General features: G+C 37.5%; 13 protein-coding genes. 4 read left to right on the forward strand and 9 right to left on the reverse strand.

Annotation, left to right across the window (positions count from 1 at the left end):
* Positions 1-15: 15 nt before the first annotated feature.
* On the forward strand, positions 16-1137 hold the full coding sequence (locus H7A25_16910) for a chemotaxis response regulator protein-glutamate methylesterase (protein ID MCP5501585.1): 1122 nt from the start codon (positions 16-18) through the stop codon (positions 1135-1137).
* Here the strand turns inward: H7A25_16910 and H7A25_16915 are convergent.
* The 6 genes from H7A25_16915 to H7A25_16940 form a co-directional block, all read right to left on the reverse strand.
* Positions 1134-2186, reverse strand: coding sequence for a glycosyl transferase (locus tag H7A25_16915; GenBank protein ID MCP5501586.1), 1053 nt, complete (start codon positions 2184-2186; stop codon positions 1134-1136). The two genes, H7A25_16910 and H7A25_16915, sit on opposite strands and share 4 nt — an antisense overlap.
* The gene (locus H7A25_16920) at positions 2186-2986 is read right to left on the reverse strand and encodes an RNA methyltransferase (GenBank protein ID MCP5501587.1); all 801 of its coding nucleotides are present in this window, start codon (positions 2984-2986) and stop codon (positions 2186-2188) included. Before H7A25_16920 ends, H7A25_16915 begins: the two co-directional genes overlap by 1 nt.
* Positions 2983-3840, reverse strand: a complete 858-nt coding sequence (locus H7A25_16925; GenBank protein ID MCP5501588.1) for a class I SAM-dependent methyltransferase — start codon at positions 3838-3840, stop codon at positions 2983-2985. The genes H7A25_16920 and H7A25_16925 overlap by 4 nt, the downstream gene beginning before the upstream one ends.
* Entirely contained in the window at positions 3840-5033 is a 1194-nt protein-coding gene (locus H7A25_16930) for a class I SAM-dependent methyltransferase (GenBank protein ID MCP5501589.1), read from the reverse strand. Before H7A25_16930 ends, H7A25_16925 begins: the two co-directional genes overlap by 1 nt.
* A 144-nt stretch (positions 5034-5177) precedes the next feature.
* A complete protein-coding gene (locus H7A25_16935; protein ID MCP5501590.1) occupies positions 5178-6470 on the reverse strand; it encodes a citrate synthase in 1293 nt (430 codons plus the stop codon).
* A gap of 150 nt (positions 6471-6620) precedes the next feature.
* Positions 6621-8909 (reverse strand): transglycosylase SLT domain-containing protein, encoded by a 2289-nt coding sequence (locus H7A25_16940; protein ID MCP5501591.1) that lies wholly within the window; start codon positions 8907-8909, stop codon positions 6621-6623.
* Between the two features lie 73 nt (positions 8910-8982).
* On the opposite strand from H7A25_16940, the gene H7A25_16945 reads away from it, so the two are divergent.
* The gene (locus H7A25_16945; protein MCP5501592.1) at positions 8983-10266 is read left to right on the forward strand and encodes a hypothetical protein; all 1284 of its coding nucleotides are present in this window, start codon (positions 8983-8985) and stop codon (positions 10264-10266) included.
* 58 nt (positions 10267-10324) lie between these two features.
* On the opposite strand, the gene H7A25_16950 is transcribed toward H7A25_16945, so the two are convergent.
* Positions 10325-11299 carry a PD-(D/E)XK nuclease family transposase gene (locus H7A25_16950; GenBank protein MCP5501593.1) on the reverse strand — a complete coding sequence of 325 codons (975 nt, stop codon included), beginning with the start codon at positions 11297-11299 and terminating at the stop codon, positions 10325-10327.
* A 552-nt stretch (positions 11300-11851) separates the two neighbouring features.
* Between H7A25_16950 and H7A25_16955 the strand changes: the two genes are divergently transcribed.
* Positions 11852-12064: a hypothetical protein gene (locus tag H7A25_16955; protein ID MCP5501594.1), complete on the forward strand. Its 213-nt coding sequence runs from the start codon at positions 11852-11854 to the stop codon at positions 12062-12064.
* Here H7A25_16955 and gltB read toward each other — a convergent pair.
* Positions 12008-16492: a glutamate synthase large subunit gene (gene gltB / locus H7A25_16960; protein MCP5501595.1), complete on the reverse strand. Its 4485-nt coding sequence runs from the start codon at positions 16490-16492 to the stop codon at positions 12008-12010. The two genes, H7A25_16955 and gltB, sit on opposite strands and share 57 nt — an antisense overlap.
* 122 nt (positions 16493-16614) lie before the next feature.
* On the reverse strand, positions 16615-18027 hold the full coding sequence (locus tag H7A25_16965; protein ID MCP5501596.1) for a hypothetical protein: 1413 nt from the start codon (positions 18025-18027) through the stop codon (positions 16615-16617).
* A gap of 220 nt (positions 18028-18247) precedes the next feature.
* On the opposite strand from H7A25_16965, the gene H7A25_16970 reads away from it, so the two are divergent.
* Positions 18248-19354: a hemerythrin family protein gene (locus H7A25_16970; protein ID MCP5501597.1), complete on the forward strand. Its 1107-nt coding sequence runs from the start codon at positions 18248-18250 to the stop codon at positions 19352-19354.
* Positions 19355-19363: the final 9 nt, after the last annotated feature.

Consider the following 19363-nt stretch of genomic DNA (forward strand, 5'->3'; position numbering starts at 1 on the left):
GAAAGAAGGCAAACGATGAAGGCTAAAATAAAAGTAGCGGTTGTGGATGATTCCGCTCTTGTAAGACAGGTTTTAAGTGAGTTTATAAAATCAGATCCTGAATTGGAATTATTATTTGCTGCTTCTGATCCGATTTTTGCAATTGAAAAGCTAAAAAGTAATTGGCCGGATGTATTTGTTTTGGATGTCGAAATGCCCAGGATGGATGGATTATCTTTCTTAAAAAAAATCATGCACGAAAATCCAACTCCGGTTGTGATTTGCTCATCTCTTACACAGAAAGATACAGATGCTACGATGATAGCCATAGAATCAGGTGCTGTTGACATTATTCCAAAACCGCAATTGGGTCTAAAAAGCTTTTTGATAGAAAGCCGTAACAACTTTATTCATGTGATAAAGGCAGCCTCTCGATCAAATATTAGAATATTAAAAGATAGAATTCAAAAAGTAGAAGTCAAGCCTGTAAAAAAAGAACCTGTAAAGAAGGAAATCCCCAAACCTGAGAACCGTACCAAGCCGAAACAGGAAGCAATTCATCATAATAAACCTATATTACAATTTAAAACTACAGAAAAAGTAATCGCTATCGGGACATCTACAGGTGGAACTATAGCCCTTGAACATATATTAAAAGAATTACCTCATGATGCACCCGGAATTGTGATTGTTCAGCACATGCCGGAGAAGTTTACAGCCACCTTTGCTAAAAGACTGGATGCAATTTCTGAAATGGAGGTGAAAGAAGCTGAACATATGGACAAAGTTCGTAAAGGTCTGGCTTTAGTTGCTCCGGGAAATAAACACATGGTTCTGAAAAAGAGCGGGACTAATTATTATGTTGAAATTATTGATGGACCCCACGTTAGTCGACATCGACCTTCAGTTGATGTTCTATTTCGATCAGTTGCCAAAAGTGCCGGTAAAAATGCGGTGGGTATTATTATGACAGGCATGGGAGATGATGGGGCTTCCGGAATGAAGGATATGCATGATGAAGGAGCATACACGGTTGCACAGGATGAAAATAGTTGCGTTGTTTTTGGTATGCCGAAAGAAGCTATTAAAAGGGGGGGAGTAGATACTGTTGTAAGTTTGGATGATATCCCGCGCGAAATAATTAAATTTCGTTATTAAAGAAGAGCTTCATAGATTATCTGATAAGGATTACCCTCTGGAAGGGTATGAGCAGTTTTAAATGTTGTTTGTTCCATTTCTTTTATAGGGAAGCGAAAATTATAAACATCTTCATTTTCAATATATCGAGCTTTAAAGTAAGTTTTTAAGGCTTTTACAAGATAGGGGTACTCCGGAAAATCCCCTCTGCTGGTGTAGAGAATAGGAGTCTGACAATTATAAGCTTCACTCAAAATACCATAACCCGGTTTTGTTAAAACATAGTCACAGGCTTTTAAAACGTCCGGGTAGTAAGCCTTATCCAGATGCATTACGCTTTCATGAAAAAGTCCGTCATAGCCTGAGGTAACCAGTATACAGGAAGGATCTAAAAGATTGAAATTAAAAAGAGTTTCGGAAAGGCCGTAGGCTCCAAAAGAGAATAAAATATATTTTTTATCATCTGTAAAACCAAATTCTCTTCTTGCTGTATTTTTATCTTTCAATGATGTTCTTCCCACAAGAGGAATGTAGGTTAACTTTTGAATGGATGAAATCGGGCAATTAAAGGGTAGAATTAAACCTTTTGAGCAATGTGAATAAAACTCAGCAAAAAATTCTGCTATTGACTGGTAATCTGAATGATATTTTATAAATCCCTTATATATAAAATCCCAGGTAAAGTTGCCAATGAAAATTGAGGGAATCCGGGTTTTTATAGCACAATAAAAAGGAAAGGAATCTGCATCACTAATGATTCTATCAATTTTATTAGTTTTTAAAAAGTGGACTTCTTCTTCTAAAAGTTCTTCCTTTTTAGAATAAAAATTTTGTAAAGCTTTTATAGAAGAAATATAATCGATATCTAAGGAAGTTTTTTGTATTAATCCAGGACTAAACTGTTTATCAATGAAAACTAATTTTTCATGTGTATCTTTAATGAAATAATTTCGTTTGCTGATTACGTAAATTTTGGAAATACTATCTTTAGATAATAATCTTTTTATTACTTCATACGAACGACTGATGTGTCCGAAACCATGAGAACTTATATAATAAGCTATTCGCATTAAATTGACCTTTGGCGTAAAACTTCATATAAGAGAATGCCGCAGGACATAGCAAGGTTTAATGAATCAGCCTCACCTTTCATAGGGATAGAAATAAGTTTTTGGGAATTTAATTTTGCTTCCCGGCTTAAACCATATTGTTCACTTCCAAAAATAAAAGCTGTTTTTGTTTTAAAATTTTCTTTGAAGTAGGAATCTTTTGCTTCAGGACTGAGTGCAAATACCGGTATTCTTAAGTTATTTAGTTTTTCAAGAATTTCTAAAATAGAGCCGATAAAGATTGGAATTGTGAATAAAGTTCCGGTGCTGGCACGCACTACATTGGGATTGAAAATATCAAGTCTTGAGTCTGAAACAAAAACAGCATTAACTCCGGCACCTTCAGAGGTTCGAAGGATTGTACCGAGATTACCCGGTTTTTCAACACCTTCGATAATCAAAAAAAGATCTCCCTCCGGTATGATTGTGTCTTCGGTAATTGTAAAATCCGGAGTGTAAGCTAAAGCTAATAAACCATCAGGTCTATCTCGATAAGAAATTTTTTCAAAAACTTTTTGGGGTAACTGAAATAATTTACATTGAAACTTGCTGATTAAGGAAAATTCATTTTCTCCCAAAAAGCAATCCGGGCTAAAGAACAAAGAATGGAATCTAATTCTATTGGAGAGTAAAGCCCTTTGTAATTCCCTATATCCTTCTATAACAAAGAGTCCTTCTTTTTCTCTGTCTTTCTTATTTCGCAATTTTTGAACTAACTTAACTCTTTCATTCGAAAAACTGGTAATGATTTGTGAATTCATATAGGTTTTATACCTTTAAATTTTGAAGATATAAAATAAGAACAAAAACCACCGGGAAGTTTAGAACCGGATTTTTCTTCTACAAATAATTCTCCGGAGTAATACTGACCTTCTGATTTTACCATAGAACGAAGCAGTCGCTCCAGTCCGATAGGACTGTAGCCGGTGGTATGACAGGAAAGAATTATAAATTCCGGTTCTGAATGGCAGAGTTGCATTAAAAGCTCCATAAGTTCGGGAAGATGCTTTTCTATTTTCCAGACTTCTCCCTTACTTCCTCTTCCAAAACTTGGTGGATCCAGGATAAAACCTTTATAAATTTTCTTACGTTTTACTTCTCTTTTTACAAATTTTAAAACATCTTCTATTATCCATCTCACCTTTTTGTTTTCAAGATTGTTTATCATTGCATTCTCTCTGGCCCAATCGACCATACCTTTCGATGAATCTACGTGACAAACAGGCATTTCGGCAAGTAAACAGGCTATTGTTGATAAACCGGAATAGGCAAATAGATTCAAAACTTCTTCTTGGGAATATCCGGAACCCAGTGAACGAATGAGATCCCAGTTAGATTTTTGTTCTGGAAAAATACCTAAATGTCCGAAAGGAGTTAGTTTAATTTTAATTTTCATTCCGGCATAGCTAATAATCTGCTCTTCCGGAATATGGCGAACAAATTGCCAGTGCCCTCCGCCTTTATCGTTTCTATGATAAATAGCGTCCGGGTTATTCCAGGTATGTGGTTTAGTTTTTAAGTAGGGAGAATTTTGAGAAGGACGGATAATTTGAAATTTACCGATTTGTTCTAACTTTTGATTTTCTCCTGAGTCAAGCAAGGAATATGTATTCATTAATAAATCCTAAAAATATGAACTTTAAAGTATTTTCCTTCCGGAAATAGTGGGTTGCATGGATGGTCTATTTCTTCTTTTAGCTTGTCTAATAATTTATATTTTAAATGGTATTCTTTAAAAGTGGAGATTGAATTAGCCATAAAATCCTCTTCCTTAATTCGATTTGAACAGGAACACATAATCAAAATTCCATCTCTTTTTAGAAAGGGAAGGGTTTCTGTTATAAGACGCTTATAGGTTTTTTTTGCTTTTTCTTTATCCTTTTCCGAGGCAGTAAGATTCGGTGGATCAATAATGATCATATGATATTTTTGATTCAGTGCAGATAAGGAAGTTTTTAGGTTTTGAAATATATCAACTTTAGAAATTATTTGTTTATTAGAACTTATAATTAAATTATTTCTGTGGTTCTCCAACATTGTATTACTGCTTTCTAAGGATGTTACCTGACTTGCTCCAAGTTTTTCAAGATAAATTGATAGCAAGCCATTATTGGAAAACAGATTTAAAATGTGCTTATTTTTTATTAATTCGATATGCAGAGAAAGATATCTTCTTAAGTTACGAATATCATTGTAAATTCCACCCTTACCGCTAAAAGGACGAATACGATAGTTTAGCTTATCGTAATGAATCATAATTTCTGCATTTTTATCTATATTTCCTCTCCAGAATCTTGTACCGGAAGTTTTACCTTCTCCCGTTCGTCTTGCCTGAAGATTTATAATGATCTCGGGTTTATCAATGACTTCTGAAGATGAACTGAGGATTTTAAAAACCTTAGATGCTAAGAAGCGAGCATAAACTTGTAAAGATGGAGAATAGTACATGACAGTCAGTACATTTGCATGTCCATCAATAACAACTCCGGGAAAACCATCATTCTCTCCATGTATCCAGCGAAGTGAATTGGTTTCTTTTAAAAGGGGAAAGCGTTTGCGAATACTATTAATTAGTAATGTATCCAGGTTAAAAGTATTAGAGAAATGAAAGATTCGAATGCTAACAGGACCACTTTCTGAATAAATTCCATAGGTTTCTCTATTACTTTGTATATCTTTGATATGGATGATGTCACCATTTTTAAAAGTTTTTGTATAACTTTTAAACTTATCTCTAAAAATCCAGGGATGTTTCTTTTGAAGGGAGATATGCCTGGAAAAATCAATTTCTAATGGATGAAGTTTCAATAGGTTAACAGTAATAAAATTAGGGAATAGGAATATACTAAAACACTTTGATTCTAAAAAAGAATAAAGAACGCAAAAGTGGCTCCCTGTAATCTAAAAACCACTTTTACGAAAGGAATCTATCCAAATCTCCTATAAATGAAATCAGGCATTTTTCTTGGCTTCTTCATAGGAAATTTCTTTAGGACCCACATAAACCTGTCTGGGTCTGCCGATTTTCATGTCAGGAGCTTCAATCATTTCTTTCCACTGAGCAATCCATCCGGGTAGCCTTCCCATGGCAAACATTACCGTGAACATGTTGGTTGGAATGCCTAAAGCACGATAAATGATACCACTATAGAAGTCTACGTTAGGATAAAGGTTTCTGGATTTAAAATAATCATCCTGCAAAGCCGCTTCCTCTAATTCCTTGGCAATGTCAAGTAGAGGATCATTTATCCCCAGTTTATCCAGAACATTATCAGCTGCTTTTTTGATGATTCTGGCTCTTGGGTCGAAATTTTTATAGACCCTGTGTCCGAATCCACTCAGGCGGAAAGCATCTGTTTTGTCTTTAGCCTTAATGATTACATCTTTTACAGTCATACCTGTATCTTTGATGTGAGTTAGCATCTCCAAAACTTCCTGATTGGCACCACCGTGTCTGGGGCCCCATAGAGCACAAATTCCGGAAGAAATAGCAGCGTAAAGATTCGCAAGGCTTGAACCGACCAGACGAACTGTAGAAGTTGAACAGTTTTGTTCGTGATCTGCATGAAGAATTAGGAGCAGATTCAGGGCCTTCGAAATCACAGGATCGATTTCATAATTTTCAGCAGGTACTGCAAACATCATATTCAAGAAATTTTCTACATATCCGAGGGAGTTGTTCGGGTATACGGAAGGCTGACCTACAGATTTCTTATAAGAATAGGCTGCAATAGTTGGGAATTTAGCTAAAAGCCTTAAAATGGAGATTTCTCTATGTTCGGGATTCATAGGATCGTAAGAATCCTGGTAATAGGTCGATAAACAGGCAATCATGCAGGACATTATTGCCATTGGGTGTCCATCTTTAGGAAATCCATTAAAGAGACGTTTTAGGTCTTCATGGATAAGGGTATGGAGGGTTAATGATTGGTTCCATTTTTTTAATTCCGTATCTTTGGGTAGCTTGCCATAAATAAGTAAATAGGCTACTTCTACAAAAGTGGAATTTTCAGCCAGTTGTTCAATGGGTATTCCTCTATAACGAAGGATTCCCCTTTCTCCATCCAGAAAAGTGATGGCACTTGAGCAAGCACCTGTATTCAGATAGCCATTATCAAGGGTAATGAATCCCTCTGTAGTAGATCTTAGCTTAGATATATCTATAGCTTTTTCATTCTCAGTTCCCACCACCAGAGGAAACTCGTATTCCTTCCCCTCCAGTGTAATTTTACATTTGTCTGCCATGCTATTTATACCTCTTTTCAAGATTCTCCATAAATTATATTATTTCCGCATACGTACTAACAATCTGAATGATTATTCAAAATCTGTAAATCTTAAAAAGAGTATGAGATTCATCTTTTTTATCATATAACTTTTAGCCTGAGTCTCTTATCAGTCACTTACCGGGTTTGTATTTAAACTTTCCAGAACCCTGTAATTAATGTAGTTGGAAATAACGATACGGCAATAATTTCTGGATTCTCGAGAAGGAAGGTTTTCTAAAAAGTGGTTAAAATCACCGTGGTAGTGATTTCGCTTCCATTTCCGTAAATTTCCCGGTCCTCCATTATAGCCTATTGTTGCCCATCTCAAATCATTTTTATACATTTTCAAAAGATCAGCCAGGAATCTGGCTCCGAACATAATGGAAATTTCCGGGTCATGAAGAGAATATTTACTAACCTTTAGACCTTTAGCTAAAACCCTTCCGGTGGCTGGCATTACCTGCATTAAACCCCTTGCTTTTGCCGGAGAAATGGCTTCTTCTCTAAAGAAAGATTCCTGTCTCATTACAGCATATACTACATTCTTACTGATAGAAAACTTTTTGGAGTAGTCTGTTACCAGTTTACCGTGAGGACGTGGATATAATCTCGAAGTGATAGATGCCGGTAATAAAACGGGTTCATCAGGGATTCGTTTTATCTTCATAAGCAGGCGGGTGTAGTAAAGGGAAAGATACTGGTGAGAACTCAAATCTCCCAGTGCTACATATAAAATATATTTTTGTGCGGTATTCAGCTTTTTTTGTTCTACATGGCGGTTGGCAAGCCAGATTCCATTGATATATTCTCCCAGCTTAAAGTAAGAAATAGATTTTTGTAGAAAAGGATCACTTTCATAGATGGTTGAAGACTTGCTAAGAATCTCACCTAATTCTTTTGAATTATCGTAATAAGCAAAATATAAATCTTTTCCTCTTAATTCTTTTGAATACTTCTTCATATTATTGAGAGAAAGATATTTATGTAGATCTCTAACATTTCCCAGTGGGTCAGGAGGATCTTTTAGAGTATTAATTTCAACTGCAAATTCGGATTTAATTACTTCGTTATAATAAGAACCCGGACAGTAGTAATGAAATCCATCCAACATATCTTTCAACTTTGTTATTTTACCGTTGTCTTTAAGAAATCGCAAATACCAGTATATAAGGCGTCCTTTAATGGGCAGATTGGGTATCTTTTTAATGGATTCTTCCCAGTATTTTTCTGGTTTATAGCTAATTTTTTTGTCTGAGTGGTCAGCTAAAAAGTCTATGAGTTTATCCTGAATTCCCATGTTATAGGGTTGTTGTTCCAGGTATAAAATTAAGTATTTAAAGTAGTTTTCCTTATCCTTTAATTTCTGGTATAAATACAGATAGGATTCATAGGTTTCTGCATCCAGGTTAGCAGATAAATAAGTATTTAGTATAGATTTGGCTATTGATGTTTCCTTTTTACTCAGGAGTAATTTGATTGAGTAATGCAAGAAGCCTTTATCAATGGATACAAGGTCCTTGTGTCTTTTTAAATAGTCTTCTAAATCTGAAGGTTTGTGTCGGATTAAGGAATAAGCCACATTTTTAAAAAGTCGGAGATACTTAAAGATTCCTTTTTTATGCAGGTTTTCTTTCTGAATAAATTCTTTTTGCTGGTTTTGAGGAAGCATATTTACAATTCCTGCAATCTCGTTTGTGGAAAGTTTCTCCAGATAGCTTTTACCAAAATTATCCTTCAGATCTTCTATAATTCTACGTTTAATGGAGTAGGAGATATTATCTTTTTTTGTTAAGGAAAGATATAGTTTTCTGGCTTCTTTTTCTCTTCCTAATTTTAATAAACACAGGGCTTGCATCCTCTGGACCGGTTCGGTATAAAGATACGGAGTGGAGGATTTTTGTAGCTTTTCTGCAAATAGAACTGCATTTAGATATTTTTTATCTTCTTTGTAAACCCTTACAATATTTTCATAAACCTTAACAATGATAGGATCTTCTTCAATTTTAACCTTTCGGAGGTAATCAACCCTTTTTTCTTCCGGTAAAAGGTTTCTTTCCTTTAATTCGAGGTATAGTTTCCAGAAGCAGAGTTTTACGATATTGGTTTGTTCCATAATCGAATGGCTGAGAAGGTAACTTACCTCAGCTTTTCCGACAGTTTTTGGTTTTAAGCCCGTAACAACTGCATATAAAAGCCTTAATTTTTCATCCTTGCTTCCTTCTCCGGATTCTTCATGATAGCGTATCAGGGCGTAGGCTTCAAGTTCATTTTTAACACTGGATTCAGAAAGGCTTCTTCTGATTTGTTTCCAGCTCATGGTCTTAATGAGGTATTCAAGCCCTGTATTGGCTTCTATAGAAGTGAAAATAAAAAAAAGTAGAAATAGATAAGGGGTTTTTTTTATTATTCTGAACATAATATCATGTTTAACTGGCTTATCCTGTAGTCAATCTTGACTTTCCTGAATCACTGGAGATAATGAAATTTATATGTGGGAAGAAATATATCTGAGTAATAAAACCAAATCCAGCCCTATTATCCTCGAAGAGCCGGAAGAGACGATTGAAACGAAACCAAAAGAGACAGGGATGTCTCCCGATCAAGTACTGGAACTTAAATCCAGACTAAAGGAAGAAATTTCCGGGATAAGTTCGGGGTTTCAGGCTGTAGGGTTCATCGATACGAGTCTTACCGGGAGGCTGGATTATAAAAATAACGCAGACAGTGTTCTTTCAAATCCGGAGCAGGAAGAATTATATACAAGTATCTGTGAAGAGCTTATAAGTTTTTATAAGGATTCTTTTCTGGACGATTCCGAGATTTTGGATTATCTTGGCAATTATCTTCTAAGAAAAGATTGTTTTTCTGAATACTTGGAACTCTGTGAAACCTTTGATTCACATGCCGTTTTGCCAATTGAACACGAGATGTTTCTTTCCATTATAGGTCGCTATGAAAATAAGATTAAAGAAGAATTTCTAAAAGCTATAGAGCAGGATGTACTAAAAATTCTGTATAAATTTAAGAATTTTTCTATTAATCGGGCAGAGAAAGATTTCCTATATGATAAGGTAATCTCCGGAGAATATGCAAACCTCCTCGGCCTGGTTTTTCAATTATTTCGAAATGAATTTGAGGGTCCAAGGAATATATATCCCCTTTATGCAAAAATTCAGACTCAGTTTTCCCATCTTTCTGAAGAAGAAAAGGGAGTTTTTCTTGCTTCATTTAAGAAAAGCGGACAGTATCTCAACATTTATTTTCTTCTAAAACAATTAGAGTCAAAGGAAGGAGTCCGGGCCTGGCTGGAGAAAGAAAAGGAGAAAAATGGAAAGATAGAAAGGCATTCTCTTCCGGAAGTAAATTTGAGCCAGCCTACCCAATTAAAAAATCGAGTAAAGCTTCTAAAGAAAGATAATTCCCTCTATTTTTTACAACCTTTTGAAATTCTTTTACTTTTAAATAGTACTGAATCTTTCTTAATTCGAGAAAGCCTCCTGGAAAGCTACAGGAAGCAACCTTTTTCCTATATTATAAATCGTTCTATTGCTGTAGTATATTTCTTTGATAATGATTTCTATAAATTTTTACACCATGCTTCTCTATCGGGACGTTTTAAATTTCAGGCTGAGATGCTATACATAAAAGCCCTGGTTCTTTTGGAGCTGGGGAAGCAGGAGGAGGGAAAGGTAATTCTCAGTGCTTTACAGACGAGGTTTCCCAGATCCCAGTTTTTAAAAAGTGCTCTTGATGAGTATAAACTCGAAGAATAGTCCCCTTACCCCGCTTTGAAACGTGGGTATAGGTAAGGAACGGTCGCGACCGTTCCAGCTATCTTGCCGATTTCCGAAAGAACTTCTCCAGATAGGCTTCTGGGAGCTCTGTAATACGGGAAATAAATTTTAATTCAGCTCCTTCTTTTTTTAAATTGATTGCAGTCCTGAGCTTACTTTTATGCTCGGCTCTTTCGGTTCGCTTTCGTTCTCTCTCAATTTTTTTCTCTGCCAGAAGGCGTCCCTTCTCTATTCCCTTTTCAATTCCTGCATCGAAACCGCTCTTTCTCCCCTCTTTATAAGCATAGTCTTTCATAGCCTCGTAATCACGTGCAGCTTTCAGGCGCATTTCATAGTAATTCCGGGTCTTGTTGTCCAGAGAAATATCCTGAAGAGCTTCAACAGCCTCTCGAATTACAGGGTTTTTGATTTTTAAATCGCTCATCTCTCTTTCCTTTAGCTGTCCCGCTTCTCGTAAAAGGTATACCCAGTTTTCCAGTTCTGTCTCAAGGGTTTCAAGATTCCCTTTGAACCTGGGTAGTTCTATTATATGAATTTCAAGGTCCTTCGTCAAGTGTATTTCAGGACTGTCTTTTTCCAGTAGCCGGAAACTGGAGTGGAAATTTCTGGTTTGTTTCATTTGAAAGTTTAAAAACGAGATGGAATACACGGGCCTTAAATCACCGTATTCTTCCCCTTTATCTATCTGCGTCGTGTAAAGCCTGGCCCAGTAGTAAAGGATTCTTTTTCCATAAAAGCTCTGGGAACTGGTTTGCATTTCTACATTGAAATGTTCTTTTTTTTCATTTACCGCGTGTATATCCAGTATGGAAATTTTTTCATCATGAAAATCTCCCGGGATTTCGGGGTTCAAAATCTTTATCTCTTTTATCTTTTCTTCTTTTTCAAAGCCTAAGACTGCATTGAGTAAGTTCATCAATAATTTGGGATTGTTTATGCAGAATATCTTAAATACTATATCCACATGTAAAGGCAAAAGCCCCGCTGACTTTTCTGATTCTTCCTGTTTCATTTTACGATCTCCTACTATAAAGGGTTTGAAAATGCACAGAATGAACAAAAAATTATTATAGAAGGGAAACCGAAACTGGACTTTTGGGATAATTTTTAAGATTTTTTCCAAATCCCCCGTACCCCACGTTGAAACGTGGGTATAGGTAAGGAACGGTCGCGACCGTTCCGTTTTAGACCGTTTCATGTCAGGCCGTTCTCTGAGAGCTTACTACCCGATGACGTGGCTCAAACCCACGCCCTCGGGTTTCCAATCCCTCCTTAACCCCACGTTGAAACGAGGGGTTAAGAGATTACTTCTTCTAATATTACAATAATCTAACAAGTTGCTGTATACCGAAGGGAGGGCAGCCTGAAAACTTTCGGAGAGAAACTTTTCTTATCGGGCTAAAGCCCTCCTATCTCTCATCCCCACTTTCCTGCGACTTGTGCTGAGCTTTACTTTAGAGTAAACCACACTTTATTTTAGAGTAAACCACACTTTACTTTGGAGCAAACCACACTTTACTTTGGAGCAAACCACGCTTTGCTTTAGGACAAACCACGCTTTGGTTTGGAGAAATCAGGCTTTGGTTTGGAGAAATCAGGCTTTGGTTTGGAGAAATCAGGCTTTGGTTTGGAGAAATCAGGCTTTGGTTTAGAGAAATCAGGCTTTGGTGGTGTGAGAGGGACGGGGCGTAAAACCCCCTCCTACTCGATCTCGATCCTTCTATTTCTTTGGTTGGACTTTGAAGAAAAACTGTTTTTCCTGTTCAAAGCTTTTTAATAGGGTTCCGGCACTTTCTGAATTTGTATATTTTACATGGTTTTCGAGGAGAGTTTGTATTTTTAAGAAATCTTCCTCCTCCATGTTTCCAAATTCAACATATTCGGAATTCATTAATGGAGCCAATTCCCAGTCTTTAGTATAGAAATAGGCAATTCCTCCGGTCATACCGGAGCCCATATTCATTCCTACGCTTCCAAGACAGAGTACGGTTCCGGCAGTCATGTATTCAAGGAAATGATCTCCCGCCCCTTCTACAACTCCGTTAGCTCCACTATTTCTTACAGCAAACCTTTCTCCGGCTCTTCCGGAACAATATAGCTCTCCGCCTGTTGCTCCATATAAGCAGGTATTTCCAATAATCACATTTTCAGAAGGAATCAGGTTGGAACGCGGGTGAGGTTTTACGGTAATGATTCCACCGCATAGTCCTTTTCCAACGTAATCATTGGCATCTCCCATCAGGTTAATTCGAACTCCTTTTACTAACCAGGCTCCGAGACTTTGACCGGCAGTCCCTTCCAGGTTTATTTCCAGAGTTCCATTACTAAGCCCTGTATCTCCATTTTGCTTGGAGATAAGGCCGGAAACTTTGGCTCCTATGGTTCTCATGGTATTATTGATCTCGTAATACAGAGAAATCGAACCTTTTCCCTGTAAAACCGGGGCTGCATCTCGGATAATCTGTTCATCCAGATTAAATCCTATGGGCTCTTTACGATAATTTCTATCCTTTAGCTTATCCTTTGAGTGGCTGAGGGGCATTCTGACTAAGATAGGATTTAAGTCCAGAGAATCCAACCTGTCGTACTCATAACGGGCAATTTGTTTTAGTAGATCGGTTCTTCCTATAATTTCACTGAGACTACGAAAGCCGAGTTCAGCCAGAATTTCTCTGACTTCCATGGCAATATGAGTCAGGTAATTGACGATATTCGAAGGGTCTCCTTTGTATTTGGCTCTGAACTTCGGATCCTGTGTGGCTATACCGGTCGGACAGTTGTTCAGATGGCACTTTCTTGCCATTACACAGCCGAGGGCAATTAAGGACCCGGTTCCAAAACCGTATTCTTCTGCTCCGAGGCAGGCCGCAATAACTACATCTCGACCATTGATAAACCCTCCATCCGTTCTCAGAACCACCTTATTCCTGAGATTATTCATTGTTAGAACCTGATGAGCCTCAGAGAGACCCAGTTCCCAGGGAGAACCTGCATATTTGATGGAACTCACCGGCGCAGCACCGGTTCCACCGGAATGACCGGATATCAGGATAATATCTGCGTTTGCTTTGGCAACTCCTGCTGCTATGGTTCCTACACCTGCTTCTGCCACCAGTTTGACCGTAACCTGTGCTTCGGAGTTAACCTGTTTTAAATCGTAGATTAACTGGGCCAGGTCTTCTATTGAGTAGATATCATGATGGGGAGGAGGGGAGATGAGGGTTACTCCTTCGGGAGCCATCCGGTTTCGAGAAATCTCACCCACGTTTTTAAAACCGGGAAGTTGTCCACCTTCTCCCGGTTTTGCACCCTGGGCTATTTTAATTTCAATCTCCATGGCCGAATTGAGATAATTCGAGGTAACACCAAACCTTCCGCTGGCTACCTGTTTAATGTGGGAGTTTGGATTATTTCCATGGCTGTCGGTTTTATAGCGTTTTGAATCTTCTCCACCTTCTCCTGAACTGGATTTGGCTCCAATACGGTTAACACCAATGGCAATGTCTGTATGGGCTTCAGTCGAAAGGGCTCCGTGACTCATCCCGGGCACAACAAAACGTTTTCGTATACCTGTGATAGTTTCTACTTCATTAATAGGGATGGGAGTTCCTTTTACCAGTTCAAACATATCTCGAATCGTAGTAGCTTCGGAATCTTCAAGGGCTCTCGTAGCCTCTTTAAATATTTTATAATCATTATTTACCGCAGCCTGTCGTAAATATTTCACTACTTTCGGAGACCATCTATGAGGTTGATTGTCCCTCGCTGATTCTTCCTCCGGAAGCTTATTCAGAAAAGCTGATTTGTGGTTTCTTAAAATGTTTTTCTCGATTCCTCCCATTCCAATACCGGAAATACGGGAAAACGTTCCTGGGAAATATTTTGAAATCAGGGAACGAGAAAGCCCGATAGCTTCAAAATTTTGACCACCCATATAAGAGGACATAACCGAGATTCCCATTTTAGACATGACTTTATAGAGGCCATTATTCATTCCCTTCCGATAAAGCTCACAGATCTTATAAAAAGCGGGACGGGTTCCACTTTCATCAAACTCTCCTCTTTCCCGGAGATCTTGAAGGGTGTCCCAGGTCAGATAACTATTAACCGCACAGGCTCCGTAACCCATAAGCACTGCAACATTATGAATTTCGAAGGCGGAACCGGTTTCTACGATGATACTCGAAGAAGCACGTTTCTTATTTCGAATCAGGTGGTTATGAACCGCAGCAACGGCCAGTTCCATAGGAATAGGGGCTCTATCTTTCGATAAATTTTTATCGGTAAGAATTAGTACATGCTTATCTTCTTTAACTGCCTGAAGTGCAGTATCGAGGATAGACTGAAGAGCTTTTTCTAATTCTTCAGAATCGGGATTTTCATGATTTGCCGGGAAGGTCGCATCCAGCTCAATAAATCCATGTTCATCTTTCGTTAGATTTTTTAATTCCTGTAATTCATTATTTGTAATATAGGGAGTTATGAAAACTATACATTTTTCAGGTTTCTGATTTGGATCGAATAGGTTTATTTTTTTTACAATCCTTGTGCTTAAACTAACCACAGTTTTTTCCCGGATGTAGTCTATAGGAGGATTGGTTACCTGGGCAAACCTTTGACGGAAGTAGGTATAAAGTCCGATTCGGGATAGCATTAAAATGGAAAGAGGTGTATCGTCTCCCATGGAACCGGTCGCTTCCTGACCATTCTCTGCCTGTGGTTTCAATACAACTTTCATTTTGTAGGGACTATAACCAAAAAGAATTTGTCTTCGTTTTAGTTCATCCCCCTGAAAATTTCTATACTTGTCAATGGAATCATCTAAATCCTGATTCAGGTAGGTAACATTTTCTTTTAGCCAGTCAGTATAACTGTATTTTGCTTCATACAACTGATTTATATCGTCATGATAGTAGATTTTCTTTTCTGCAAGGTTTACTGCTATCGTTTCACCGGGACCCAATCTACCTTTTTTGATAATTTTGGCTTCATCAAAAGGAACCAGACCGGTTTCGCTACCCATGAAAACCAGGCCGTCTTCGGTTATGGTATATCTTGCCGGACGAAGCCCGTTTCTATCCAGTGCTCCTCCTACCCAGGGGCCGTCGGTAAATACAAGAGCTGCGGGGCCGTCCCAGGGTTCTATAAGAATATTATTATATTCATAAAAACTTTTTAGAGAGTCTGACATTACCACTGTCTTGCTCCAGGCATTCGGAATAAACATGGCTTTTGTATGCAGTACATCTTTACTGCCGGAACGGAGAACTGCCTCAAATGCATTGTCGAGGCTTGCGGAGTCACTCATTTGCTGGCGGATAAGTGGGTGGATTTTTTCCTGGGCAATGCCCCATTTCTCACAGGTAAGTTCTTCTTCCCGCACCGTCATCCAGATACGGTTTCCGGTTATAGTATTGATTTCTCCATTATGGGCCAGAACTCTAAAAGGTTGAGCCAAAGCCCAGCCCGGAAAGGTATTGGTGCTGTATCTCTGGTGATAAACGCAGTAAGAAGAGATCATTCTTTTATCCTGCAAGTCCAGATAAAATTCGGAAACCTGGTTACCGCTAAAGAGTCCTTTAAAAACAATTTTATCGGAGGAGAGGGAGCAAACGTAAAAATCATGTAAGGACTGTTTCTGGGAGGCTCTCATGAGCATTTTTTGTATAAGAAAAAGCTTAATCTCGAAATCTTCTTTTGATAGGTCGGCAGGCCTTGCTATCAGGAGTTGCTCAATTTGGGGGCGGGAAGCATCTGCTTTCGGACCCAGAACAAGGGGATTTACCGGTACATCCCTCCATGCGTAGATTTTTAGATTGAATTCCATGAATTTTGATTCAACAAGGGAACGACAGGCATCCTGGGTATTGATGTCATCTCTGGGTAAGAAGAACATACCCACTGCAATTGAATCTTCATCGGGTCTTTTATGACCCATATCTTCTATATAATCAGCGAAGAGACCTTTGGGAATTTCTATCAGAATGCCGGCTCCATCGCCTGTCACCTGATCGGCATCTACTGCTCCCCTATGGGTTAAAAGACTAACTGCTTTTAGGCCCATTTGAACGATTCGGTGGCTTCTTTCTCCTGTGGAGGAAGCGATAAAACCCACTCCACAGCTACTATGTTCATGAAGTGGATCGTATAAGCCATTTGTTTCGAGGTATTTTGCCAGTTCTAATTGTTGCTTGTATTCATTCATAAGTTTATAGCTCTTTCTTCCCTCAAAAGAAGAGGGTTTATAATTGCAGGAAATATATATTAGTACCTAATTAAGGCTTAGTAAAATTAATTCCAGAAGATTCTTTGGATTATAAAAAAAAGCTATTGAGATAATTTCTTATAATTGGTTTCAAAATCAGATTTGATTTTATTTAATCCCTTCAGTAAGATATTTTCTATGGGAGAGCGCAGGGTCGGATCTTTTATCTTAGAAAGAATGTCCCGAATGCCTGTTTCTACTTCTGAGTAATCAGGTGCTTTTTCATAAGCTTTCAGAAAATGAGGCCAGCCGTTTTTAGCCAGTTGGAGCACATTTGGTGGGAAGTTTTTAAATTCTTTTACGGTAAAGTCGAAGATGCCGCGTACGAATTCAAAGTGCTTTACTTTCAGGTGTAACTTTTGAATTACAGTTATAGATAAACCGGATTTAGCCCCCATGGCTTTATACTGATCCTGCCAGTTTATAGACTGACCGGCTTTTTCAGAACTCAGGGCGTTCTTAATGGAAACAACGCACTTGCGTGGAAACGTTTCTGAGTTTAACCAATTGGCGTAGGCCTGCTTGTCTCCTTTTTGTTTGTAGTTCAAAACTATTTTTTGAAGATCCTGGTATTCCTTGAGACTGAAAGAATCTGCCTCATCTTTTTTGGGAGAGGAGGTCTCTGCTCCACCAACTCCGGCCAGTATATCGTCGAGATCAACGGAATCAATTGTAGCCTGTTTGGGTTCTGTCTTTATCTCCAGCTCTTCTTCCTCAAAATCAAGGTCCGGAATTTCATCTAAAATGGGCTTGGGTTTTTCCGGTTCTTTAATAACTGTTTCTGCCTCTGCTTCCATCTGTGGAAGGAACACGCTTACATCGATAGGAGAACCAAAAAATTCATCCTTAAATGTTTCTACTAACTCGTTTAAAAAGCGGGGCTCGTTATCACTCTGGGGTGTTTTAGGCTTCTCTTTCTTGGCGATTTTCTTTTCAGCGGAAGCTTCCTGATCGTTTTTAATTTCTTTGAGGACTCCACCGGGTTCGGTAAGAGCCCCGGTTTTCATATTTTCAATTACTAAGAGGTTATCGATAATCACAAATCGTGATCCGGCAGGCATAAACTCACCCAGCTTATCCACAATTTCTTCTGTAAGGAGATGATAGGAGTCGCTTGACAGGCTTTTTTTCAGTTCAACTTCCTGCTCTACCAGCTTTTGTTGAACTTTTGTAAGTATAGGAAAGAAATTCTCACCCATATAGGAATTGAATTGCTCGTTTCTCATAGAAAGGAAGCTGGCAAATTCATGTATATGATCAGTAAAGTCGGAAACTTTTTTTACATTAGCAACCATAAATTTTTTGATTTGCTCAATTTGAGAATCAATCTTTTTGGCTGGAATCTGTTTTTCCATCAGGATTTTCTTGAAAATTTGAAGATGGGAGTGATAGAAGGATAAAAACTCCCCATAGCTCGTCAGGGAAAATTCTCCATCTGCATTTCTTTCTATTACTGGCCTATTTGTATCGGACATAAGATTCTAACTCTGTACATGGTATATTACCATTAAAAGTTTGCAATTGTATTTTAAAAATCGTGAGGAAAATCAAATTAATCAAGAGTTTTTTTTATACTTTGTCCGGTAAAGCTGAGATGAAATAAATCATTTTTTTTCCCTCTCCATAAACCCGCTAAAAAATTGACTAATTTTTTAAATCTGCTTAGATGTTTCTATATTTACTATAGGAGTGTTCATGGAAGTTCCAAATGAAAATTCAGAAATTGATGTTATGAATCATATAAAGGAGATATGGACATCCAAACCCTTCCAGTTATATATTCCTATCCTTGATTTACAGCATATCTGGTTGTTAAACCTGATCGTTCAATTAGAGCTAATTAATTTACGAGAGGATTCGGAAGAAAAAGAAGTCAAACTACAGGAGATTCTTTCGGAGCTCATTGATTTTACTATTGAACATTTTTCTGTAGAAGAGCAGCTTTTTGAATCCTTTAATTTTCCGGAAACTTCAGAGCATAAAAAGCAACATCAGAAATTTATTTTTTTTATAGAGGATCGGGTAAAAGAAAAAAATAGTAAAAATGAAACAGATTTTTTGGAAAAATTGATTAATTTTTTAAAGAAGTGGTTATTCAGTCATATTTTAAATGAAGATAAAAAATATCAAAAATTTTTACAGAATCGTAATATAGATGCGGCCCCTGTTTTTAAAAAACTTCTTAATTCAGGTGAAACGAGACTCAGTCGAAAGCAAATTACAATATATAACTATGTGGCTGATAATAGTGATTTAATAGAAGCTCGCGAGAAAAATGAAACTACCTATATTTATAAACTCTGGAAAACCTATTCTTTGTCCACTGATATTCCTATTCTGGATATTCAGCATCTCTGGCTTATAAAGATTATTGTCGAATTAGAACAGGGAATACAAACCAATGATAACAAGAAAAGAGAGCTTCAATTTCAAAAAAGTATATACCAGGCGATAGAATATTCCAAGTATCACTTCTATACCGAAGAGTTAATTATGAAAGAATTTAACTATCCGGCCCTGGATACTCATGTCAGTTATCATAGAAAATTTACCAGTTTTTTAGGTTTTCGCTTAAAACAAAAGAAAGAAGGAATTTATTCTGCTATATATGGTCTGGTTTCCGATCTGAAAGAATGGCTCATATCCCATATTGCAATCGAAGATAAAAAGTTATTATCATTTTATAAGGATAAAGAGGAAGAACTTTCTATTTTTATAAAAAAAATGATTCAAGAAAATAAACTCCAAATAGAAAATGAACATCTCAGGCTATATGCTAATATATTAAAAAAAGAGAAATAAGGAATTCTT

It is taken from the genome of Leptospiraceae bacterium (assembly GCA_024233835.1).
Classification (GTDB): domain Bacteria; phylum Spirochaetota; class Leptospiria; order Leptospirales; family Leptospiraceae; genus JACKPC01.